We start from the raw sequence: 22,214 nt of genomic DNA on the forward strand, positions 1-22,214 counted from the left end.
ATTCTACAGCGTTACACGCTGCTGTCAACACCTCTTTTTAACCGCTTTCGACCGAGAGGATCGAATCGTTAATAAGGCGAAAACACACTGCCTTACCAACTGCTTCTGGCTTCGATGAACTGAAGCGCAACCGCTGCCGAAAACCGCGTAACTCGTTGAATCTCAAGGAGTTTTCCGTTTCGACTGCGCCGGAAGTGGGGCGAATTATAGACCTGTAGAATCTGCCGTCAACACTTAATTTGCATTTTCTATGAATAAACTCAAAAACACCCTCAGAAGAGGGTTTTGGCTAGCCGCATAGAGGGGCATTACGCCCCTCTATATAGAAGAGAAGCCTTACAGCACTCCCGAACGCGTCAAAGCCTCAACAGCCTCGACCTGCATTCCCAATACTCGCTGCAGGACCTGCGCAGTGTGCTCACCCAATAGAGGAGGGGCATTACGGTACTCCACGGGCGTCTCGGAGAGGCGAATCGGGCTGGCGACCTGAGGCACAGCCCCCGCCAACGCATGGGGCAGCTCAACAGCCAGCCCACGAAACACAACCTGCGGATCGGCAAATACCTGGGCCAGATCATTAATCGGCCCACACGGCACTCCTGCCTTCTCCAACTGACTTACCCACTCAGCAGTAGTCTTGAATACCGTCGCCTGGCGAATCAATGGAATCAACAGCGCCCGATTAGCCACCCGCAGCTTGTTAGTAGCAAACCGAGGATCATCTGCCCACTGCGGCTGACCCGCTACCTCAGCAAACTTACGAAACTGCCCGTCATTACCCACGGTGAGGATAAAGTCTCCGTCCGCGGTCGGAAAATCCTGATAAGGCACTATATTAGGGTGCGCATTGCCCAAGCGCTTGGGAGCAACTCCCGTGGTCAGATAGTTCATGGCCTGATTAGCCAGACAGGCCACCTGTACATCCAGCAACGCCATATCTATGTGCTGGCCGCCGCCGCCCTGATCCCGATGAGCCAAGGCCGCCAGAATCGCCACCGTCGAGTACAGCCCGGTCAGAATATCGGTCAACGCTACACCGACCTTCACCGGCCCAGCACCCTCATCCCCCTCAGGGCGTCCGGTCAGGCTCATCAGCCCACCCAATCCCTGAATCATGAAGTCATAACCCGCCCGCTTGGCATAGGGACCGGTCTGACCAAACCCGGTGATCGAGCAATAGATCAGTCTCGGATTGATTGCCTTGAGCGATTCATAGTCCAAGCCATATGCAGCCAGCCCACCAACCTTGAAGTTCTCGATGACAATGTCCGACTTGGCAGCCAGCTCACGCACCAACTGCTGCCCCTCGGGACGAGTGAAATCGATGGTCACTGACTGCTTGTTACGGTTGGCCGACAGGTAATAAGCAGCCTCCGTGGTGTTCTCGCCATAAGCATCTTTAAGGAAGGGCGGCCCCCAGGCGCGTGTATCGTCACCATTGCCCGGACGCTCAACCTTGATGACCTCGGCCCCCAGGTCCGCAAGGATCTGCCCGGACCAAGGCCCGGCCAGTACCCGCGATAAATCCAGTACCCGCAGATGCGATAACGCGCCCATGGTCGCCCTCCTATTAATAGAACGCCTGGATACCGGTTTGTGCACGCCCGAGAATCAGCGCATGCACGTCGTGAGTGCCTTCGTAGGTATTGACCACCTCCAGGTTCACCAGGTGACGGGCGATACCAAACTCATCGGAGATACCGTTGCCACCCAACATGTCACGAGCCATCCGCGCGATATCCAGAGACTTGCCGCAGGAGTTGCGCTTCATGATCGAGGTGATCTCCACCGCCGCGGTCCCTTCATCCTTCATCCGCCCCAGACGCAGGCAGCCCTGAAGGGCGAGAGTAATTTCGGTCTGCATGTCTGCCAGCTTTTTCTGGATCAACTGAGTCGCGGCCAGAGGACGACCGAACTGCTGACGATCAAGGGTGTATTGACGCGCGGTGTGCCAGCAGAATTCCGCCGCGCCAAGCGCGCCCCAGGAGATGCCGTAGCGTGCCGAGTTCAAGCAAGTGAAAGGACCTTTCAGACCACGCACATCCGGGAAGATGTTCTCTTCCGGGACAAAAACGTTATCCATGACGATCTCGCCAGTGATCGACGCCCGCAGGCCCACCTTGCCATGAATGGCTGGAGCGCTCAGACCTTTCCATCCTTTCTCCAGAACGAAGCCACGGATATCACCAGCGTCATCCTTGGCCCAGACCACAAACACATCCGCGATCGGACTGTTGGTGATCCACATCTTGCTACCGGTCAGGCTGTAGCCACCTTCGACCTTGCGCGCACGAGTAATCATCGCGCCCGGGTCAGAGCCATGGTTCGGCTCGGTCAGACCAAAGCAGCCAATCCACTCGCCAGAGGCCAATTTCGGCAGGTACTTCTGCTTTTGCGCTTCGGTGCCGAACTCGTTGATCGGCACCATCACCAGGGACGACTGCACACTCATCATGGAGCGGTAACCCGAGTCCACGCGCTCCACTTCACGAGCGATCAGGCCATAGCACACATAGTTCAGGCCACTGCCGCCGTACTGCTCGGGAATGGTCGCGCCCAGGAGGCCGACTTCACCCATTTCACGGAAGATGGCCGGGTCGGTCTTTTCATGGCGGAAAGCTTCCAGAACCCGTGGTGCCAGCTTGTCCTGAGCGAACTGCTCGGCACTGTCGCGGACCATGCGCTCTTCTTCAGTCAGTTGCTGGTCCAGCAGAAGGGGATCGATCCAGTTGAAGCTTGCTTTGCCGCCCATGAGTGAATCCTCGTGAAGTAGGTCAACTATCGTGGGCTGATCCTAGGCCCAGCAGGAGCCTCCCGGCAAACGAGGATTTTGCATACTGTTGTGCTAATTTCTCACTTCGTGACGGCAAAAAGTGCCATCTACAGCCACCATTAGTGAGATAGCCGTACATGCGCAGAAAGATCCCCAGTACCGCCGCCCTGATCAGCTTCGAGGCCGCCGCCCGTCACGAGAGCTTTACCAAGGCGGCGCAGGAGCTTTCCCTGACCCAGGGCGCCGTCTGCCGACAGATCGCCAGCCTAGAGGAGTTCCTCAGCGTAGAACTCTTCCGACGCTCGCGGCGGGGGGTCAAACTGACTGAAGCCGGCCTTTCCTACAGTCGACGGATCGCAACTCAACTGGATGCCGTAGAGCGCGACACCCTTTCCGTGATGGGTCAGCAAGGCGCCAATGTCATCGAACTGGCAGTGGTACCGACCTTCGGCACTCAATGGCTGCTACCACGCCTCAAGGACTTCCAGAAACAACACCCCGAAGTCACCGTCAACCTGACCAACCGCACACGCCCCTTCCTCTTCGCCGACACCTCCTTCGACGCGGCCATCTACTTCGGTGACGCCGACTGGTCCGGCACTCAGTCCCATCGCCTGATGGGCGAGCATCCAGTGCCGGTGTGCAGCCCGACCATACTGGGCAACCACCAGCAACTGAATGCCGAAACCATTGCCGAGCTGCCCCTGTTGCAGCAGACCACACGTCCCTACGCCTGGCGACAGTGGTTCAACTCACAACAAATGAGCATCCCCCGCGACATGACAGGGCCACGCTACGAGCTATTCTCCATGCTCGCCCAGGCAGCCATGCACGACATGGGCATCGCCCTGATTCCAGCCTTTCTCATTCAGCGCGAACTGGCGGAAAAACGCCTGGTGATTGCCAACCCTCAAGCACTCACGAGCATCAAGGCGTACTACCTGATGATTCCTGAGCGCAAGGTTGAATCAGCCTCTTTACGGGCATTTCGCGACTGGCTAGTAAACCAGGCGAACAGCTACAACCTTGGAAAATAAAGGCTACACGCCAATAGCTGACCCCGTAGTCAACTAATTAAAAGCCCTACAGATATAACTATTTGTCGCATTTAGACAGACTGTACCGACACCTTGAACAATCGTTCTACAAGCGCCTAACCACGCGGCTTGTAGGGTTTATTTAGAGGCGATGTAAGACTATTCACACCACCGATGAGAAAAATCTTAATTTCATGTCTAAAGCCTTGAAAGGCGCGGCTTACAAGGGTTTAAGTCTGTACGTTGCGACATTCGGTCACGGGGTGACTTGTAGTTAATTTTCCGTCACTAGTCAGAATCCCTTGAAGGCCTCAAAGTTCGCCTGCAAAATGCCGCGCCCCGCTGTGATTTCAGCGGGATCGTGCTGATCGGCCGCCCCAGCCGCACCCTCCTCAGTGCGCTGGCCTTCTAAGAAAGATCGAAAGCAATAAGATCAAGCAGGAGATTTGACGTGCACATTGGTGTTCCTCTCGAAACCCAGACGGGTGAAACACGGGTTGCTGCAACCCCGGAAACCATCAAGAAGCTGATCGGCCAGGGTCATAAAGTCACTGTGCAAAGCGGCGCCGGCATTAACGCCAGCGTGGTCGACAGTGCCTATGAAGCGGCAGGGGCAACCATTGGCAACGCCAACGATGCCTTTGGCGCCGAACTGATCCTCAAGGTAGTGGCCCCCAGTGACAGCGAGCTGGCTCTGATCAAGAGCGGCACCGTGTTGGTGGGCATGCTCAATCCGTTCAGCAATGAAACCATCGCCAAGCTGGCCGAACGTGGCATTACTGCCTTCGCCCTCGAGGCGGCACCACGCACTTCCCGGGCCCAGAGCCTGGACGTGTTGTCGTCCCAGGCCAACATTGCCGGCTACAAGGCTGTGCTGCTGGCCGCCCACTACTATCCGCGCTTCATGCCAATGCTGATGACCGCCGCTGGCACCGTCAAAGCAGCCCGCGTACTGATCCTCGGCGCCGGTGTAGCAGGGCTGCAGGCCATCGCCACGGCCAAGCGCCTGGGCGCTGTGATCGAGGCATCGGACGTGCGCCCAGCGGTGAAGGAGCAGATCGAGTCCCTGGGGGCCAAGTTCGTCGACGTGCCTTACGAGACCGACGAAGAGCGCGAGTGCGCTGTAGGTGTCGGTGGCTACGCCCGTCCCATGCCGGCCAGCTGGATGCAGCGCCAGGCCCAGGCGGTCCACGAGCGTGCAAAGCAGTCCGATATCGTCATCACCACCGCGCTGATCCCAGGTCGCAAGGCACCGACGCTGCTGAGCGCCGAGACCGTCGCCCAGATGAAACCCGGCTCGGTGGTCATCGACCTGGCAGCAGCACAGGGCGGCAACTGCCCGCTGACCGTAGCGGATCAGGTCGTGGTCGAAAACGGTGTAACCATCGTCGGCCCGACCAACCTGGCCGGCGCGGTAGCTGCAGATGCCTCGGCGCTGTACGCCCGCAACCTGCTGGACTTCCTGAAGCTTGTCTTCACTAAAGAAGGGCAGTTCGAAGTCAACCTCGAAGACGACATCGTCGCCGCGTGCCTGATGTGCCGCGACGGCCAAGTCATCCGCAAAAACGCCTAAGCAGGGATTCAGACGATGGAAGAGCTTATCTCCCCCGGTATCTACAACCTGATCATCTTCGTGCTGGCGATCTATGTCGGTTACCACGTGGTCTGGAACGTCACACCCGCACTGCATACGCCGCTGATGGCGGTGACCAACGCCATTTCCGCCATCGTCATCGTCGGCGCCATGCTGGCTGCCGCCCTGACCGTGACCCCGCTGGGCAAGACCATGGGCACCCTGGCCGTTGCCCTGGCCGCGGTCAACGTGTTCGGTGGCTTCCTGGTGACCCGCCGCATGTTGGAAATGTTCAAGAAGAAAGCGCCCAAAGCCGTGAAAGAAGAGGTGCAGAAGTAATGAGTATGAACCTGGTAACAACCCTCTATCTGATTGCGTCGGTGTGCTTTATCCAGGCGCTCAAGGGGCTTTCGCACCCGACCACGTCCCGACGCGGCAACCTGTTCGGCATGCTGGGCATGGCCCTGGCGGTACTGACCACCATTGGCCTCATCTATAAGCTCGGCGCAGAACTGGCCACCGCCGGCATCGGCTACGTTATCGTGGGCCTGCTGATCGGCGGCACCGCCGGTTCGATCATGGCCAAGCGCGTCGAGATGACCAAGATGCCGGAGCTGGTGGCCTTCATGCACAGCATGATCGGTCTGGCCGCGGTGTTCATCGCCATTGCCGCCGTGGTCGAACCGCAGTCTCTGGGCATCGTCAAACACCTGGGCGATGCGATCCCCGCTGGTAACCGCCTGGAACTGTTCCTCGGCGCGGCCATCGGTGCCATCACTTTCTCCGGCTCGGTGATCGCCTTCGGCAAGCTGTCGGGCAAGTACAAGTTCCGCCTGTTCCAGGGCGCACCGGTACAGTTCGCCGGCCAGCACAAACTCAACCTGGTGCTGGGCCTGGCCACCCTCGGCCTGGGCGTGACCTTCATGGCCACCGGCAACCTGGGCGCCTTTGCCCTCATGCTGGCCCTGGCCTTCGTCATGGGTGTGCTGATCATCATCCCGATCGGCGGCGCCGACATGCCAGTGGTGGTATCGATGCTCAACAGCTATTCGGGCTGGGCAGCGGCGGGGATCGGTTTCTCCCTGAACAACTCGATGCTGATCATCGCCGGCTCCCTGGTGGGCTCCAGCGGCGCGATCCTTTCGTACATCATGTGCAAGGCGATGAACCGTTCGTTCTTCAACGTGCTGCTGGGCGGTTTCGGCAACAGCGCCGATGCGGGCGGCCCGGCCGGTGCACAGGAAGCCCGTCCGGTGAAATCCGGCTCGGCTGACGATGCGACCTTCCTGCTGACCAACGCGGACACCGTGATCATCGTTCCCGGCTACGGCCTGGCGGTAGCGCGGGCCCAGCACGCGCTGAAAGAGCTGACCGAGAAGCTGACCCACCGCGGCGTGACCGTGAAGTACGCGATCCACCCGGTAGCAGGGCGCATGCCCGGCCACATGAACGTATTGCTGGCCGAAGCCGAAGTGCCTTACGACCAGGTGTTCGAGATGGAAGACATCAACTCCGAGTTCGGCCAGGCCGACGTGGTGCTGGTCCTGGGTGCCAACGACGTGGTCAACCCGGCGGCGAAGAACGATCCGAAATCGCCGATCGCCGGCATGCCGATCCTCGAGGCTTTCAAGGCCAAGACCATCATCGTCAACAAGCGCTCCATGGCCAGTGGTTATGCCGGCCTGGACAACGAACTGTTTTACCTGGACAAGACCATGATGGTCTTCGGCGACGCCAAGAAGGTCATCGAAGACATGGTCAAAGCCGTCGAATAAAGCTGCTGTAGCGCAATAACCCAAACCTCAGCCTTTAGTAGGCTGGGGTTTTTTATTTACACCATAAAGCCGACAGAAGGCTCTAGATCAGGGCCTTTCATTCGACCTTTGTCGCGGGGCGTTTTTTTTTGAAATCACTAGACTGCGCTTCTTGCTTCCGTTGCCCGAGATAACAATCCATGTACCGTGATCGTATCCGCTTGCCTTCGTTGTTGGATAAGGTGATGAGCGCCGCCGACGCTGCCGCCCTGATTGAGGACGGCATGACCGTCGGCATGAGCGGCTTCACCCGCGCCGGTGAAGCCAAGGCCGTGCCCCATGCCCTGGCCGAACGGGCCAAAGTGACCCCGCTGAAAATCAGCCTCATGACCGGTGCCAGCCTGGGCAACGACCTGGACAAGCAACTCACCGAAGCCGGCGTCCTGGCCCGGCGCATGCCGTTCCAGGTGGACAGCACCCTGCGCAAGGCGATCAACGCCGGCGAAGTGATGTTCATCGACCAGCACTTGTCGGAAACCGTCGAGCAACTGCGCAACCAGCAGCTCAAGCTGCCGGACATTGCAGTGATCGAGGCTGTCGCCATCACTGAGCAGGGCCATATCGTGCCGACCACTTCGGTGGGCAACTCCGCCAGCTTTGCGATCTTCGCCAAGCAGGTGATCGTCGAGATCAATCTGGCGCACAACCCAAACCTGGAAGGCCTGCACGACATCTACATCCCGACTTATCGCCCGACCCGCACGCCTATTCCCCTGGTCAAAGTCGATGATCGCATCGGCAGCACGGCCATTCCGATTCCTGCGGAAAAGATCGTCGCCATTGTCATCACCAATCAGGCCGATTCGCCATCCACCGTCTCCACTCCGGACAGCGAAACACAAGGCATCGCCAATCACCTGATCGACTTCCTCAAGCAGGAAGTGGATGCCGGACGCATGAGCAACAAGCTCGGCCCGCTGCAGGCGGGCATCGGCAACATCGCCAACGCGGTGATGTGCGGCCTGATCGAGTCGCCGTTCGAGAACCTGACCATGTACTCCGAGGTGCTGCAGGACTCGACCTTCGACCTGATCGACGCCGGCAAGCTCAGCTTCGCCTCGGGCAGTTCCATCACCCTGTCGAGCCGGCGCAACGCCGACGTGTTCGGCAATCTGGAACGCTACAAGGACAAGCTGGTTCTGCGCCCCCAGGAGATCTCCAACCACCCGGAAGTGGTGCGCCGCCTGGGCATCATCGGCATCAACACCGCTCTGGAGTTCGACATCTACGGCAACGTCAACTCCACCCACGTCTGCGGCACGCGGATGATGAACGGCATCGGCGGCTCCGGCGACTTCGCTCGCAACGCGCACCTGGCGATCTTCGTCACCAAGTCGATTGCCAAGGGCGGGGCGATTTCCAGCGTGGTGCCCATGGTCAGCCACGTGGACCACACCGAGCATGACGTCGACATCCTGGTGACCGAGATCGGCCTGGCAGACTTGCGTGGCCTGGCGCCGCGTGAGCGGGCCCGGGTGATCATCGACAACTGTGTGCATCCGTCCTACCGCGACGCGCTGAATGACTACTTCACCAAGGCCTGCGCCCTGGGTGGTCACACACCACACATACTGCGTGATGCCCTGAGCTGGCACATCAATCTGGAAGAAACCGGGAAAATGCTCGCCGAGTGATTGATACAGTTGGCAGCTGACGCAAACACAGTTTCGTCAGCTCGCCAGCTCCCCACCAAAGCTCGACAAAAACTGTACTGCTGTACCGGTCTTTTCCTCGCCTAAAACCGTTAACTTCCAATCAAAAACCGCCTAAACGCACCAAAAAGGTGCTGACAGGTACAGTTGCGCCATTTACGAACAGTACAGCCTCTATAAACAGTTAACTGGTCCTTCACAATACAGGTGAACTGTATCTACAGAGTCTTGCGCGGGAAGAGGATCATGGGCACCAGTTAAACCACTACCTGATCCCGCCACAAGCGGAAGGATGTCAACCATGGAACGTACACTCAGTTCCGAACTGTTCTTCGAAGACAAAGCTGAAAAAACCCAGGCTTCCCTGCCTCTGCGCGTTATTGCCAACCTGATGCTGTGGCAGCGCCGCATCTCCAGCCGCCATCAACTGGCTCGTCTGGATTCGCGTCTGCTGGCCGATGCCGGGATCAGCGAAGCACAACGCTACGAAGAGCTGAGCAAGCCGTTCTGGCGCTAACTCAGCGTCGCTGGCCCTGACCCTCCGGGTCCACCGCCAGCACCCCGAATTGCACACACAAAACCCGTCGCAGGAAACTGCGACGGGTTTTGTCGTTCTGGGCCGATGGCAAACGTTCTGAGGTGAAGGATCGTCTGCATCAGACAACGACAGGTACAGTTATACCGAAACAAAAAATAATAGGTACAGTTAAAGCCCTAGCCTATCTGTCTCTTCGCCGAGAAACCCAATAGCTTGATGCTGCAAGCCAATCGTTCGACGTCTCGACGAGGACGGCGTCATGAATTCATGGGCGGCAGCCTCCACCCCTGACACAGATCTGTGCGAATAGAACAGCTCAGCCTAATATCTGAAGTGACGTAACGACTTTCTTCCGAGTTGCGTCAGATCCATCAGACACAGCACCTCGCAGTGGCTGCCCGGCGTCTCACTCAGCGCCCTTAAATTGTCTGTTCATTCACAGGAGCTACCCATGTCCCGTCTTCGCCTGCTCAGCACTGCCGCACTGCTGGCCCTGGCTACCAATGCCCACGCCACCAGCCTGATCGTGACCACTGATGCCATTGTCGGCGCCCTCAAGGCCACGACCGATGCAACTTCCGACGTCACCTCCTCCCTGCGCGACAACAAGATTGTCCGCGCTGCCCGGGATGACGCCGCCAGCTTCGTCGCCACCGACGGCGCAATTCGCGGGGTAAAACTGGAAAGTGCCTTCGCCCACATCCGCCAACAAGCCCCTCAACTGCAGGCCACTGATACACAACTGGCTCAGGCAATCCTGGCGATCTGACCTGCCGCTACAGGTGCGTGTACGCACCTGAAACCCTCTGCACTGGCCCTGCCCGGGCCATTGCGCTAGCCTTGGCGCTGGTTTTCAGCTGTCGAGACTATTGGGTTTGTTCCGAATTTCGCTTTTCGCTCCACTATTGATCGCTGTCTGTTGGGCCTCCTCGGTGCAGGCATTTGACCTGACGACCCAGAGCTCGGTCATCACGGCTTACGCTACAAGCCAGGTGACCTCGGCGCCCTTCGACCATAAACTGCTGCTCGCCGCCCAGGATGACGCCGCCGCCTTCATTGCGACCGACGGCCAACTGCGTGGGGCACGCCTGGAGTCCGCACTGAAGTATCTGCGGCAACACCAGGCAAAACTTCATGCCAGCGACCTTGAACTGGCGCAGGCAATTCTCGTCCAATAGCCATCCCTGTTATTCCGGAGTCGTTCCATGCGTAGCCCGCTGATTGCCGCCACCCTTGGCCTGCTGTTGTTGGCCGACGTGGCCCAGGCACAAACCCTGGTGGCCACCAGTAATATCATCGTCCGCGCCTCTGGCCGCACGATCGATTTCACCTCGGACACCACCACCTCGATCCGTGACTCCAAAGTCGTGCGCGAAGCCCATGACGATGCCGCCAGCTTTGTCGCCAGCAATGGCGATATCCGTGGCGCACAACTGGAAGCCGCCTTCACGGCACTGCGCACCCAATTGCCGGAAGCCCGTAACGCCAGCGATCAGGTCCTCGCCGAAGCTATCCTCGCTCTGTGAAGCCAGTTTTCGCCTGGCTGCTGGCCGGGACCCTGGGGCTGCTCTGTGGCACCGCCCAAGCCGACCTGCAATTGCGCCTCAAGACCGATGGTTTGAGCCCGGCGCAACAACGCGCCAGCCAGGCGCTGCTGGATGAAGCGATGCAGGCACTGCCGCCGCGTTTCATCCAGCAACTGGATCGCACCATTGATGTCGGCTGGACCGACCAGATGCCCGACAATGCCTATGGCGCGGCATCCCTGGTTGCGGAACTGGACCTCAATCGTGCCCTGTTGCCCAACCTGGCCGATGGCTCGGCTGCGACGCAGAAGACCAGTCGCCCCCATGGCACCGTGCGCCGGGAACTGCTCGCTACCGTACTTCATGAACTGACCCACATTTATGATCGTGCGCGTTTATGGCCCAGCGCCGAACGCAGCCTGATCCAGCGCTGCACCCGCAAGACCGGTACTTCCGGCCTGATCGGCCTGCCGGATGAGTGCCGGGGCCAGAACGATCGCCGCTTTACCCTCAGCGACGACCCGCGGCTGCTGGACCTGGCCGGCTGGCCGCAATATGTCGGTCGCCGCGGAGAGCGGGAACAGCACAACCGGCAGGTTGCCCGCAGTCCGGACCTCTACGAGATCACCAACCCGAAAGAGTTCGTAGCGGTGAACATGGAGTATTTCCTCCTCGATCCGAGCTACGCCTGCCGCCGCCCGGCGCTGTATCGCTACTACCAGGAACATTTCGCCTGGGCCCCTGCCGCCAAGGACAATTGTGCCCAGTCCTTTGCCTTCCTCAACGCCGGAAACGACTTCGCCAAGACGCCCCTGGGCAAGGTCGACCCGCAACGGGTCTACGCGGTGGACTACCTGCTGGCCGAGGCCAACCAGAACTGGGTCAGCCGCTGGGGCCACAGCATGCTGCGCCTGGTGATCTGTGCTCCGGGCCGCCCCCGAGGCCCGGATTGCCGCCTGGACCTGGACCAACACCTGGTGCTGTCCTACCGCGCCTTTGTCGGCGATGTACAGCTGTCCAGTTGGGATGGCCTGGTGGGCAAGTACCCTTCGCGGTTGTTCGTCCTGCCGCTGTCGCAAGTCATCGATGAATACACCAAGACCGAACTGCGCAGCCTGGCATCCGTGCCCTTGAAGCTGTCACGCAGCGAGATCGAGGAAGTGGTGGAGCACGCCGCCGAGATGCACTGGAGCTACGACGGCAACTATTACTTCCTGTCCAACAACTGCGCAGTGGAGAGCCTCAAGCTGCTGCGCAGCGGCAGCAACAACAAACAACTGATCGGCCTCGACAGCATCATGCCCAACGGCTTGCTGGAAGTGCTCAAGGGCAGGGGACTGGCGGACACCAGCGTGCTCGACGATCCCCGGGAAGCGCTGCGCCTGGGCTATCGCTTCGACTCCTTCCGCGACCGCTACCAGGCCATGTTCGAAGTGATCAAAAAGCACCTGCCGATCAAACAGGCCAGCGTCGAAGACTGGCTGTCATTGAGCGCTGCGCAACGCCGCCAGTGGTTCGACCGGGCCGACCTGCGAACCAGCGCGGCCTTGCTGCTCCTGGAGCAGGCCAGCTATCGCCGGCAACTGTTGCTGGCTCAGGACGAGGTCAAGCAGCGCTACCTGGGCGCCCGGGAACTGAAGAATGGCGGCATGGAAAAAGCCAACAAGACCCTGCAGGAAATTCTCGCCAACAGCGGCTTTCTCAGCCGACCGGCGGAACTGCTGGGCAGCAGCGGCTATGGCTTGCCCCAGCCCGGTGAATGGCAGCGCCTGGAGTCCGAAAGCAGCGAGCGGCAGAAACAGCTGCAATCGCTGACCGGCGAACTGGACAAGGAAGTACGGGCGTTGCTCGAACCAGCCCGGGCCGCCGAGATCGCCGCCAACGAGGCCAACCTGAAACAGGTGGGCGAGCATCTGCGGGCTCTGCACAAGGCCGCGGGTGGGTTGGAGCTACCTTGAAAGCTTCGCCGGCAAGCCGGTTCCTACAGAGTTTCCTCGGGTTCTTCCGGCAGTTGCTCGTCCAGGTGCAGCCAGGGTAGCCGGCTGTCGGTCCAGATATGCCGGTCCGCAGGCGCCCGTTCCGGGTGATCCAGAGTGGCAATGGTGACATCGATGCTGTCCGGGCTCAGGTGGGTAACCAGTGCCAAGTGAGCACCACAGTCAGCGCAGAAATAGCGCGCACAACTTGCAGATGAGTCGTAGCGCGCGGGAACGCCTTCCAGCCACTTGAAAGCCCGGGCGGGCAAAGTGATCCAGGTGGTCACCAGACCGCCGCTGACCCGGCGGCAGATCGAGCAATGACAGTGGGCGATATCCCGCAGTGGCCCGCTGAACTGGTAGCGCAGCCGCCCGCAGTGGCAGCCGCCGGTGTGCAACTCACTCATGTGCATTCCTCTTTTTGGCCCATGCCCGTCACTTTATGCCGCTGGTCGCCTGCCGCAACATCCACCGTTTCCTTTCAATGCCGAAAGCTGGCTGAAAGCTTCCCCGATTAGGATCGCCTCCACTACCGGCAAAAGACCGGTTGGCCACAGCGGGCGTTTCTGGCGCTCCCGGCCCTATTAACAACAATGGTGATTCTGATGTCCGCTCGTACCCGCCTGTTCGCTTCGACTCCTCCCGTACGCCTCGTGCTTGCCGTTCTGCGCTGATCCCACCCGGTTCGCCATTCCCTAGCCGCGCTACGCCTGGAGTATTCCCATGCTGACTTTCCTTGGCTTTGCCATGGTCATCACGTTCATGTTCCTGATCATGACCAAGCGCCTGTCCGCGCTGATCGCCCTGATCATCGTGCCGATCCTGTTCGCCCTGTTCGGCGGTTTCGCACCGAAGATCGGTCCCATGATGCTTGAAGGCATCACCAAGCTGGCGCCCACCGGCGTGATGCTGATGTTCGCCATTCTGTATTTCGCCCTGATGATCGACTCCGGCCTGTTCGACCCGGCGGTGCGCAAGATCCTCAAGCTGGTCAAGGGCGACCCGCTGAAGGTCTCGGTCGGCACCGCCGTGCTGGCCCTGGTGGTGTCCCTGGACGGTGACGGCGCCACCACCTACATGATCTGCGTGGCCGCCATGCTGCCGTTGTACAGCCGCATTGGCATGAGCCCGCGGATCATGGCGGGCCTGATCATCCTCGCCGGCGGGGTGATGAACATGACCCCCTGGGGCGGCCCGACCGCCCGCGCCGCCAGCGCTTTGCACGTGGACCCGTCGGACATTTTCGTGCCGATGATCCCAGCCATGCTGGCCGGCGTGGTGGCGATCCTGGCGATCGCCTATCTGTACGGCAAACGTGAGCGTGCACGCCTGGGCGAACTGCACCTGGCAGGCGATGAGATGGATCACAGTGAAATCAGCGTCTCGCAGTACCCAGACGCCCGTCGTCCGAAGCTGATCTGGTTCAACGGTGCCCTGACCTTCGCCCTGATGTGCGCGCTGATCGCCGGGCTGCTGCCATTGCCCGTGCTGTTCATGGTGGCCTTCAGTATTGCCATGATCGTCAACTACCCCTGCCTGCAGCAGCAGAAGGACCGGGTCGCGGCCCACGCCGGCAGCGTGCTGGCAGTGGTCGGGCTGATCTTTGCTGCCGGTATCTTCACCGGCATCCTGTCCGGTACCGGCATGGTCGACGCCATGTCCAAGAGCCTGCTGGCAGTGATCCCTGAAGCCCTGGGGCCCTATCTCGCAGTGATCACCGCGCTGGTGAGCATGCCGTTCACCTTCTTCATGTCCAACGACGCCTTCTACTACGGCGTATTGCCAGTGCTGGCAGAAGCCGCCAGTCATTACGGCATCACGGCGGTGGAAATGGCCCGGGCGTCGATCGTCGGCCAACCGGTGCACTTGCTCAGCCCGCTGGTACCCTCGACCTATCTGTTGGTGGCCCTGGCTGGCATCGAGTTCGGCGATCACCAGCGCTTCACCCTCAAGTGGGCAGTGCTGGTCTGTCTGTGCATAATGTTCGCCGCTCTGCTGATGGGGATTTTTCCGCTGTTCAGCACGCTATAAAAGCAATGATTCTTCGCTCGGGCCGGCTTCCCGGCCCGGGCCATAACAACCGCTCAAAGGAATACACATGGAATGGCTGACCAACCCGGAAATCTGGGTTGCCTTCTTTACCTTGACCGCCCTGGAAATCGTCCTGGGCATCGACAACATCATCATGATTTCGATCCTGGTCAGCCGCATGCCCAAGCACATGCAGGCGCGCACCCGGATCTTCGGCCTGGCCCTGGCCATGGTCACGCGGATTCTGTTGCTGCTGTCGATCACCTGGGTCATGCGCCTTACGGCCGATCTGTTCGTGGTCTTCGGCCAAGGCATTTCCGGGCGGGACCTGATCCTGTTCTTCGGCGGCCTGTTCCTGCTGTGGAAAAGCTCCCAGGAGATGTACCACGCACTGGAAGGTGAAGACGAAACCCTGGATGAACCCAAAGGCAAGGGCGGCAACTTCATCTACACCATCATCCAGATCGCCATCATCGACATCGTCTTCTCCCTGGACTCGGTCATCACCGCAGTGGGCATGGTGTCCCATGTGCCGGTCATGGTGGCGGCGATCATTGTCGCGGTCCTGGTGATGATGCTGGCGGCCGGCGCCATCAGCGAATTCATCGACAAGCACCCGTCGCTGAAGATGCTCGCGCTGTCGTTCCTGCTGGTGGTCGGTACCGTACTGATCGCCGAGGCCTTCGAAGTGCACGTACCAAAAGGCTACGTCTACTTCGCCATGGCCTTCTCCCTGGCGGTGGAAGCCATCAACATCAAGATGCGCACCGCCATCGCGAAGAAGAAAAAACAGCAGGACCCGGTGAAACTGCGCAAGGACATTCCTGGTCAGTAAACCGCCAACGCGCTACAGAAAAAGGGGCTTACGAGCCCCTTTTTCACGGCTGCAGGCAGCTGTTTTCATGACAGTTTTGTTTCAATCGCCGGTTTAGCTATGCGATGCTGGCGTCCTGTGCGTTAGCCAACTACAGCTTAAATACATAACGTAGAACCTCGCGCAACAACGTCCACTGGCCCCGCTTGGGGCTCTTCACCCCAGGGGGGCCCTCTCATGCTGACCCTGCTCAATCTGCTTTCCGCCGTGGCCCTGCTGATCTGGGGCACGCACATCGTCCGTACCGGCATCCTGCGGGTCTACGGCTCCAACCTGCGCCACGTAATCGGGCAGAACATGGCCAGGCGACCGCTGGCCTTCGTCGCCGGCATCCTGGTAACCGCCATGGTCCAGAGCAGCAACGCCACGGCGATGCTGGTGACCTCCTTTGTCGGCCAGGGCCTGATGACCCTGACCCCGGCGCTGGCCACCATGCTGGGGGCCGATGTCGGTACCGCATTGATGGCTCGGGTGCTGACTTTCGACCTGTCCTGGCTGTCACCGTTGCTGATCTTCCTCGGGGTGATTTTCTTTCTGTCGCGCAAACAGACTCGCGCCGGCCAACTGGGCCGGGTCGGCATCGGCCTGGGCCTGATCATCCTGGCCCTGCAACTGATCGTCGAAGCCGCAGCGCCGATTACCCACGCCCAAGGGGTGAAGGTGCTGTTCGCCTCACTCACCGGCGACATCCTCCTGGATGCGCTGATGGGCGCGGTGTTCGCCATGGTGTCCTACTCCAGCCTGGCGGCGGTGCTGCTGACCGCCACCCTGGCCGGGGCCGGGGTGATCGGCCTGCCGGTGGCCATCGGCCTGGTGATCGGCGCCAACATCGGCAGCGGGGTGCTGGCCTTCCTCAGCACCAGCATGCAGAACACCGCCGGACGCCAGGTGGCGCTGGGCAGCCTGCTGTACAAGCTGATCGGCCTGCTGCTGATCATTCCGGTGCTCGACCCGCTGGCCCACTGGATGGACAGCCTGGACTTCAGCCCGCAGGAAGTGGTGATCGGCTTCCACCTGTTGTACAACACCGTCCGCTGCCTGTTGCTGCTGCCCACTGTCGGCCCCATGGCCCGATTCTGTGCCTGGCTGATGCCCGAGCGCCCCCAGGACAACGGCCGTGCACGACCACGGCACCTCGATCCCACTGCCTTGGTCACCCCGAGCCTGGCCCTGGCCAACGCCGCCCGGGAAACCCTGCGCATCGGCGACCTGATCGACAATATGCTGGAAGCCATGCGCGATGTGCTGCGTGGCAAGCAGACCGCCATTACCCAGGAAATGCGCGCCCTGAGCGAGGATGTAGAAGCGCTGTACAGCGCCATCAAGCTGTACCTGGCGCAAATGCCCCGGGAAGACCTCAGCGAGCAGGACAGCCGGCGCTGGGCGGAGATCATCGAACTGGCGATCAACCTCAAGCTGGCCAGCGACCTGATTGAACGCATGCTGCGCAAGGTCCAGCAGCAGAAGACGTCGCAACGCCGCTCCTTCTCCGAAGTGGGTCTGGAAGAGCTGACCGGACTGCACGCGCAACTGATCGCCAACCTGCGCCTGGGACTCTCGGTATTTCTCAGCGCCGACCCGGAAAGCGCCCGTCAATTGCTGCGGGAGAAACGCCGCTTCCGCGCCCAGGAACGGCGCCTGGCCCACGCCCACGTCAGCCGGCTGCAGCGCAAGATTGTCCAGAGCATCGAGACCAGCTCCCTGCACCTGGAACTGATCGCCGACATGAAGCGTCTCAACTCGCTGTTCTGCAGCAGCGCCTACGTGGTCCTGGAAACCTCGGACACCGGGGCGCTGGAAATCGAGAACATGGCTGACATCACCCATTCACCCTGAACGTCCAGAGTGATCTGAAGTCTCTAAAACTTACGCACGCCGTAAGGAAGCTTGTTATGCGTTGTCTGTTATTCGCCTGCCTGTTGCTGGGCAGTGCACAAGGATGGGCCCTGGATCGTTTCCAGGTCGAAGGCTACACCCTGCCCAACGGCCTGCAACTGCTGCTCAAGCCCGGCAGCGAACGCGGCCATGTGGCGATCCGCCTGGTGGTGGGCGTAGGCCTGGACGATTTCGCCTGTGCCGACAAGGAACTGCCGCACCTGCTTGAACACTTGCTGTTCAGCGGCATCGACGCCAGCGGCGAAGGCGGCCTGGAAGAACGCATGCAAGCCCTGGGTGGCGAATGGAATGCCTACACCAGCAATGCCGATACCACTTTCGTCATCGAGGCCCCGGCGAGAAACCAGCGCAAGGTCCTCGACCTGCTGCTGTCGCTGCTGACCCGGACCCGCCTTGACGACCAAGCCGTGGCCGCCGCCAAACAGGTGGTGGAGCGCGAAGACGGCGGCCATTACTCGCACCTGCAACGCTGGCTCGACCGCCAGGACCTGGGCCACAAGGCCGGCAACCAGCTGGCGGTGGAACTGGGGCTCAAATGCGCCGAGCGCGCCGAAGTCGGGCACTTGACCCTGGCCCAGCTGGAGCAAGTGCGCAAAGACTGGTACGCCCCGAACAACATGACCCTGATCGTCGTCGGCGAACTGGATCGCCTGCTGCCGGCTTATCTGGAGCGCACCTACGGCGCACTCGAGCCGATAGAGCCCAGCGAGCACCGCGAGCTGCCACAGATCCAGGGCACGGCCGCCGCCGAGCGCAACTTGATCCATGGCTGGGTAGGGCAGAGCGCACAATTGCACTGGCTGTTTCCCGAACCCCTGCTGGAGCAGCAGCACGACGAGACCTTCGACCTGCTCAAGGACTATCTGGATTGGGCGTTATACCGTCAGTTGCGCCTGGAGCATGAGCTGTCCTACGGCCCCTGGAGCGACCGTGAAGTGTTTGGCGGCGTCGGTTTTCTCAGCCTCAATGCCGACCTCGAACGCGATGACCTGCCCCAGGCCCGACAGGTGGTCGAGCAGCTCAAGGCCAAACTGCTCAAGGACGGTCTGGACCCTGCGACTTTCGAGCGCCTGAAGCAGGCCGCCATCGATCGCCAGGCTTGGGCAGTACAGGGCAACAGCGCCTTGGCGGATTACTACTGGAGTGCCCTCGGCGACTTCGACAACGGCCGCTTCAGCGACCCGGCCAAGCGCCTGCGGGTGGTGAGCCTGAAGCAGGCCAACCTGGCACTGAGGCAATTGCTGCAACAGCCGGGCTATTTGCGAATCGAAAAACCCCTGTTGGGGGACGAGCAACTGCTCTGGCTGACCGGCGGCCTGCTGGCCCTGATCGTCTTCGGCAGCCTGGGCGGCTACCTGCTGTACCGCCGGCGCACCCACTAGCCGGTGTGGCGAGGGAGCCTGCTCCCTCGCCACAGGCCGCGGCCAACAGGTATCCTGTCACGGTTTTTTCCTGCCAAGACTGTGACCCCGCCCGATGCCTAACCTGACCCACTCTATTCAGCGCGTTCTGGAACTGATGAAGCGCTACCCGGGGGTCATTGCGCTCGGCGGTTTCATCTCCGGAGTCGGCAGCTTCATCCTGGTGGACCGGCAACAGAGCCTGGCCTCGTGGATCGCCGTGATCCTGTTGGTGAGCTGGGTCTGGCTGATGCTGGAAAACAGCCTGACCCAACTGTTCACCAAGGTCTTCAAGCGCGAGATCCCACAACCGCTGCTGCGCTACGCGACACAAATGATCCACCAGGAAAGTCTGTTCTTCGTCCTGCCGTTCTTCTTCATCACCACCAGCTGGAACAGCGGCCAACTGGTATTCACCGGGCTGCTGGGGGCAGCGGCGCTGATTTCCATCACCGACCCGCTGTACTACAAGTGGCTGGCGCCGCGGCGCTGGCTGTTCCTCGCCTTGCACACCCTGACCCTGTTCGCCGCCTTGCTCACGGCCCTGCCGCTGATCCTGCACCTGACCACGGCCCAGAGCTTCAAGCTGGCCCTGGGCATCGCCATGCTCCTGTCCTTCCCGAGCCTGGCGTCGATCCTGCCGATCCGCAGCGTGCGCAGCGCACTGGCGGTGCTGTGTATCACCCTGGCCATTGGCAGCACCGGCTGGCTGCTGCGCTCCTGGGTGCCGCCGGCCACCCTGTGGCTGACCGAGGACGCCATCAGCACCCAACTCCAGGACCGCACGCCCGGGGACAGCCTGGAACAGGTGAGTGCCAGCCAGGTACGCAGCAGCGGTTTGTACGCCTACACCGCGATCAACGCCCCCAGGGGCCTGGACGAGCGCATCTATCACGTCTGGAAGTTCAACGGCAGCGAAGTGGATCGCATCGCCCTGGATATTCACGGCGGACGCAAGGAGGGCTACCGCGCCTGGTCCCACAAGCAGAATTTCCCCGGCAACCCGGCGGGAAAATGGCAAGTGCGGGTGATCACCGAGGACGGACAGGTGATTGGTGTGCTGCGCTTCGAGATCACCGACCCAGATCAAGATCCAGCCAAGAGCGGCGAGGCAAAGTAACGGGGATCGTGCTATTACGTAGCACTGCGCAATCGCCCCACAAGCTCGGAGCTTATGAATACCCGCATGACGCCCGGCACCGCTCAACTGGACAACGCCCACTCTCCGGCGCAACTGCGCATCGGCGGAGACTGGACGCTGGCCCACTACAGCGACCTCAAGCGCCTCTGCCAGAGCCTCAACGGCCACTACGACAGCAGCACCCACGTCGACCTCAACGGCCTGGGAGCCCTGGACACCGCGGGGGCCTCGCTGCTGGTAGAACTCCTGGGGGCCGAACGCCTGGGGCGATCCGCCGAACACCCTGATTGCACCCTGTCCACCGCCGACCGCGCATTGCTGCATACGGTCTACAGCTCGCTCAACGATTTTTGTGTACCGGTCAAGGAACCGGAGATTGCCGTCAGCGTGCAACTGCTCTCACGCATTGGCAGTGCGGTCTACACCGTCTGGCAGGACACCCTGAAGGTCCTGGGCTTTATCGGCCTGATCCTCGAAACCCTGGCCCGGGGCCTGCTGCACCCCAAGCGCTGGCGCATCACCCCGGTGGTGGCGCATATCGAGCAGACCGGCCTCGATGCCGCGCCCATCGTCGCCCTGCTGACCTTCCTGGTGGGGGCGGTGGTGGCCTTTCTCGGGGCCACAGTGCTGGCCAACTTCGGCGCCAGCATCTTTACCGTCGACCTGGTGGCGTTTTCCTTCCTGCGGGAATTTGGCGTGCTGCTGACCGCGATCCTCATGGCCGGACGCACCGCCAGCGCCTTCACCGCGCAGATCGGCTCGATGAAGGCCAACGAAGAGATCGACGCCATCCGCACCCTGGGCCTGGACCCGATGGAGTTGCTGGTGCTGCCCCGGGTGCTGGCCCTGCTGGTGGCGCTGCCGATGCTGACCTTCCTGGCGATGCTCTCGGGGATCATCGGCGGCGCCGTGGTCTGTGCCCTGTCCCTGGATATTTCCCCGGCGATGTTCCTTTCGCTGCTGCACTCGGACATTGGCGTTAAGCACTTTCTGCTGGGCCTGGTCAAAGCGCCGATCTTCGCTTTCCTGATCGCCGCCATCGGCTGCCTGGAGGGCTTCAAGGTCAGCGGCAGTGCCGAATCGGTGGGCGCCCACACCACGTCCAGCGTGGTGCAGTCGATCTTCGTGGTGATCGTCATCGACGCCGTGGCCGCGCTGTTCTTCATGGAGATGGGCTGGTGAGCCGCCCGACGCGCCCGCCCGCCGAGGCGGTGATCGAGGTCCGTGGCCTGTGCAACCGCTTCGGCAAGCAGAGCGTGCACGAAAATCTCGACCTGGACGTGTACAAGGGCGAGATCCTCGGCGTGGTCGGCGGCTCAGGTAGCGGCAAGTCGGTGCTGCTGCGCAGCATCGTCGGCCTGCGCCAACCCAGCGACGGCTCGGTGCGGGTCTTCGGCCAGGACCTGCCCAGCCTGCCGGAAAAGCAACGTTCCCTGATCGAGCGGCGCTTTGGCGTGCTGTTCCAGAAGGGCGCGCTGTTCACCTCGCTGACAGTGACCGAGAACGTCGCCCTGCCACTGATCGAGCATGCGGGCCTGTCCCGCAGCGACGCCGAACACCTGGCGGCAGTGAAACTGGCCCTGGCCGGGTTGCCCTTGTCGGCCGCCGACAAATACCCATCCTCGCTCTCTGGCGGCATGATCAAACGCGCAGCACTGGCCCGTGCCCTGGCCCTGGACCCGGACATCCTGTTTCTCGACGAACCCACCGCCGGCCTCGACCCGGTGGGGGCGGCAGCCTTCGACCAACTGATCCTGACCCTGCGCGATGCCCTGGGCCTGAGCGTGTTCCTGGTCACCCACGACCTGGACACCCTCTACACCATCACCGACCGGGTGGCGGTACTGGCACAGAAAAAGGTACTGGTGGCGGACGCCATCGATGTGGTCGCCGAAACCCCGGACGAATGGATTCACCAATACTTCCATGGCCCACGCGGCCGCGCGGCCTACCAGGCCGCTACACAGACCAACGAGGGATGAC

20 protein-coding genes are annotated in these 22,214 nt (G+C 61.1%); 17 read left to right on the plus strand and 3 right to left on the minus strand.

Annotated elements, in window-relative coordinates; translation table 11 throughout:
- Positions 1–336 precede the first annotated feature (336 nt).
- Together J5M73_RS00005 and J5M73_RS00010 are read right to left on the minus strand one after the other, a co-directional pair.
- Positions 337–1,557 (minus strand): CaiB/BaiF CoA-transferase family protein, encoded by a 1,221-nt coding sequence (locus tag J5M73_RS00005; protein ID WP_102862524.1) that lies wholly within the window; start codon positions 1,555–1,557, stop codon positions 337–339.
- A gap of 13 nt (positions 1,558–1,570) precedes the next feature.
- A complete protein-coding gene (locus J5M73_RS00010; protein WP_077933165.1) occupies positions 1,571–2,752 on the minus strand; it encodes an acyl-CoA dehydrogenase in 1,182 nt (393 codons plus the stop codon).
- A 158-nt stretch (positions 2,753–2,910) separates the two neighbouring features.
- On the opposite strand from J5M73_RS00010, the gene J5M73_RS00015 reads away from it, so the two are divergent.
- From J5M73_RS00015 to J5M73_RS00060, 10 genes are all read left to right on the plus strand, one after another.
- A complete protein-coding gene (locus tag J5M73_RS00015; protein WP_102862523.1) occupies positions 2,911–3,810 on the plus strand; it encodes a LysR family transcriptional regulator in 900 nt (299 codons plus the stop codon).
- 451 nt (positions 3,811–4,261) lie between these two features.
- Positions 4,262–5,383, plus strand: a complete 1,122-nt coding sequence (locus J5M73_RS00020) for a Re/Si-specific NAD(P)(+) transhydrogenase subunit alpha (protein ID WP_102862522.1) — start codon at positions 4,262–4,264, stop codon at positions 5,381–5,383.
- 15 nt (positions 5,384–5,398) lie between these two features.
- Positions 5,399–5,722 carry an NAD(P) transhydrogenase subunit alpha gene (locus J5M73_RS00025; RefSeq protein WP_005783507.1) on the plus strand — a complete coding sequence of 108 codons (324 nt, stop codon included), beginning with the start codon at positions 5,399–5,401 and terminating at the stop codon, positions 5,720–5,722.
- Entirely contained in the window at positions 5,722–7,158 is a 1,437-nt protein-coding gene (locus tag J5M73_RS00030; protein WP_016963710.1) for an NAD(P)(+) transhydrogenase (Re/Si-specific) subunit beta, read from the plus strand. Before J5M73_RS00025 ends, J5M73_RS00030 begins: the two co-directional genes overlap by 1 nt.
- 179 nt (positions 7,159–7,337) lie before the next feature.
- On the plus strand, positions 7,338–8,831 hold the full coding sequence (locus J5M73_RS00035; RefSeq protein ID WP_102862521.1) for an acetyl-CoA hydrolase/transferase family protein: 1,494 nt from the start codon (positions 7,338–7,340) through the stop codon (positions 8,829–8,831).
- Positions 8,832–9,150: 319 nt separating this feature from the next.
- Positions 9,151–9,366, plus strand: coding sequence for a DUF1127 domain-containing protein (locus J5M73_RS00040; RefSeq protein WP_011058498.1), 216 nt, complete (start codon positions 9,151–9,153; stop codon positions 9,364–9,366).
- Positions 9,367–9,838: 472 nt separating this feature from the next.
- Complete coding sequence (locus J5M73_RS00045; RefSeq protein WP_115581318.1) at positions 9,839–10,156, plus strand: DUF2388 domain-containing protein; 318 nt, start codon at positions 9,839–9,841, stop codon at positions 10,154–10,156.
- A gap of 100 nt (positions 10,157–10,256) precedes the next feature.
- Positions 10,257–10,565 (plus strand): DUF2388 domain-containing protein, encoded by a 309-nt coding sequence (locus J5M73_RS00050; RefSeq protein ID WP_102862519.1) that lies wholly within the window; start codon positions 10,257–10,259, stop codon positions 10,563–10,565.
- 27 nt (positions 10,566–10,592) lie between these two features.
- Positions 10,593–10,913: a DUF2388 domain-containing protein gene (locus tag J5M73_RS00055; protein ID WP_102862518.1), complete on the plus strand. Its 321-nt coding sequence runs from the start codon at positions 10,593–10,595 to the stop codon at positions 10,911–10,913.
- On the plus strand, positions 10,910–12,871 hold the full coding sequence (locus J5M73_RS00060; RefSeq protein WP_207814890.1) for a DUF4105 domain-containing protein: 1,962 nt from the start codon (positions 10,910–10,912) through the stop codon (positions 12,869–12,871). The genes J5M73_RS00055 and J5M73_RS00060 overlap by 4 nt, the downstream gene beginning before the upstream one ends.
- A gap of 23 nt (positions 12,872–12,894) precedes the next feature.
- Here J5M73_RS00060 and J5M73_RS00065 read toward each other — a convergent pair whose 3' ends face one another.
- On the minus strand, positions 12,895–13,296 hold the full coding sequence (locus J5M73_RS00065) for a GFA family protein (RefSeq protein WP_102862516.1): 402 nt from the start codon (positions 13,294–13,296) through the stop codon (positions 12,895–12,897).
- Between the two features lie 316 nt (positions 13,297–13,612).
- On the opposite strand from J5M73_RS00065, the gene J5M73_RS00070 reads away from it, so the two are divergent.
- From J5M73_RS00070 to J5M73_RS00100, 7 genes are all read left to right on the plus strand, one after another.
- Complete coding sequence (locus tag J5M73_RS00070) at positions 13,613–14,920, plus strand: CitMHS family transporter (protein ID WP_102862515.1); 1,308 nt, start codon at positions 13,613–13,615, stop codon at positions 14,918–14,920.
- A 67-nt stretch (positions 14,921–14,987) separates the two neighbouring features.
- Entirely contained in the window at positions 14,988–15,755 is a 768-nt protein-coding gene (locus J5M73_RS00075) for a TerC family protein (RefSeq protein ID WP_102862514.1), read from the plus strand.
- Between the two features lie 216 nt (positions 15,756–15,971).
- Positions 15,972–17,630 (plus strand): Na/Pi cotransporter family protein, encoded by a 1,659-nt coding sequence (locus J5M73_RS00080; RefSeq protein WP_102862513.1) that lies wholly within the window; start codon positions 15,972–15,974, stop codon positions 17,628–17,630.
- A 56-nt stretch (positions 17,631–17,686) separates the two neighbouring features.
- Complete coding sequence (locus J5M73_RS00085; RefSeq protein WP_207814891.1) at positions 17,687–19,072, plus strand: insulinase family protein; 1,386 nt, start codon at positions 17,687–17,689, stop codon at positions 19,070–19,072.
- 94 nt (positions 19,073–19,166) lie between these two features.
- Positions 19,167–20,210, plus strand: a complete 1,044-nt coding sequence (locus J5M73_RS00090; RefSeq protein ID WP_102862511.1) for a DUF5924 family protein — start codon at positions 19,167–19,169, stop codon at positions 20,208–20,210.
- 54 nt (positions 20,211–20,264) lie between these two features.
- Positions 20,265–21,413: an ABC transporter permease gene (locus J5M73_RS00095; RefSeq protein ID WP_102862510.1), complete on the plus strand. Its 1,149-nt coding sequence runs from the start codon at positions 20,265–20,267 to the stop codon at positions 21,411–21,413.
- Positions 21,410–22,213 carry an ATP-binding cassette domain-containing protein gene (locus J5M73_RS00100; RefSeq protein WP_115581312.1) on the plus strand — a complete coding sequence of 268 codons (804 nt, stop codon included), beginning with the start codon at positions 21,410–21,412 and terminating at the stop codon, positions 22,211–22,213. Before J5M73_RS00095 ends, J5M73_RS00100 begins: the two co-directional genes overlap by 4 nt.
- Position 22,214: the final 1 nt, after the last annotated feature.

The sequence above is a fragment of the Pseudomonas sp. 50_B genome (assembly GCF_017491625.1).
Classification (GTDB): domain Bacteria; phylum Pseudomonadota; class Gammaproteobacteria; order Pseudomonadales; family Pseudomonadaceae; genus Aquipseudomonas; species Aquipseudomonas danubii.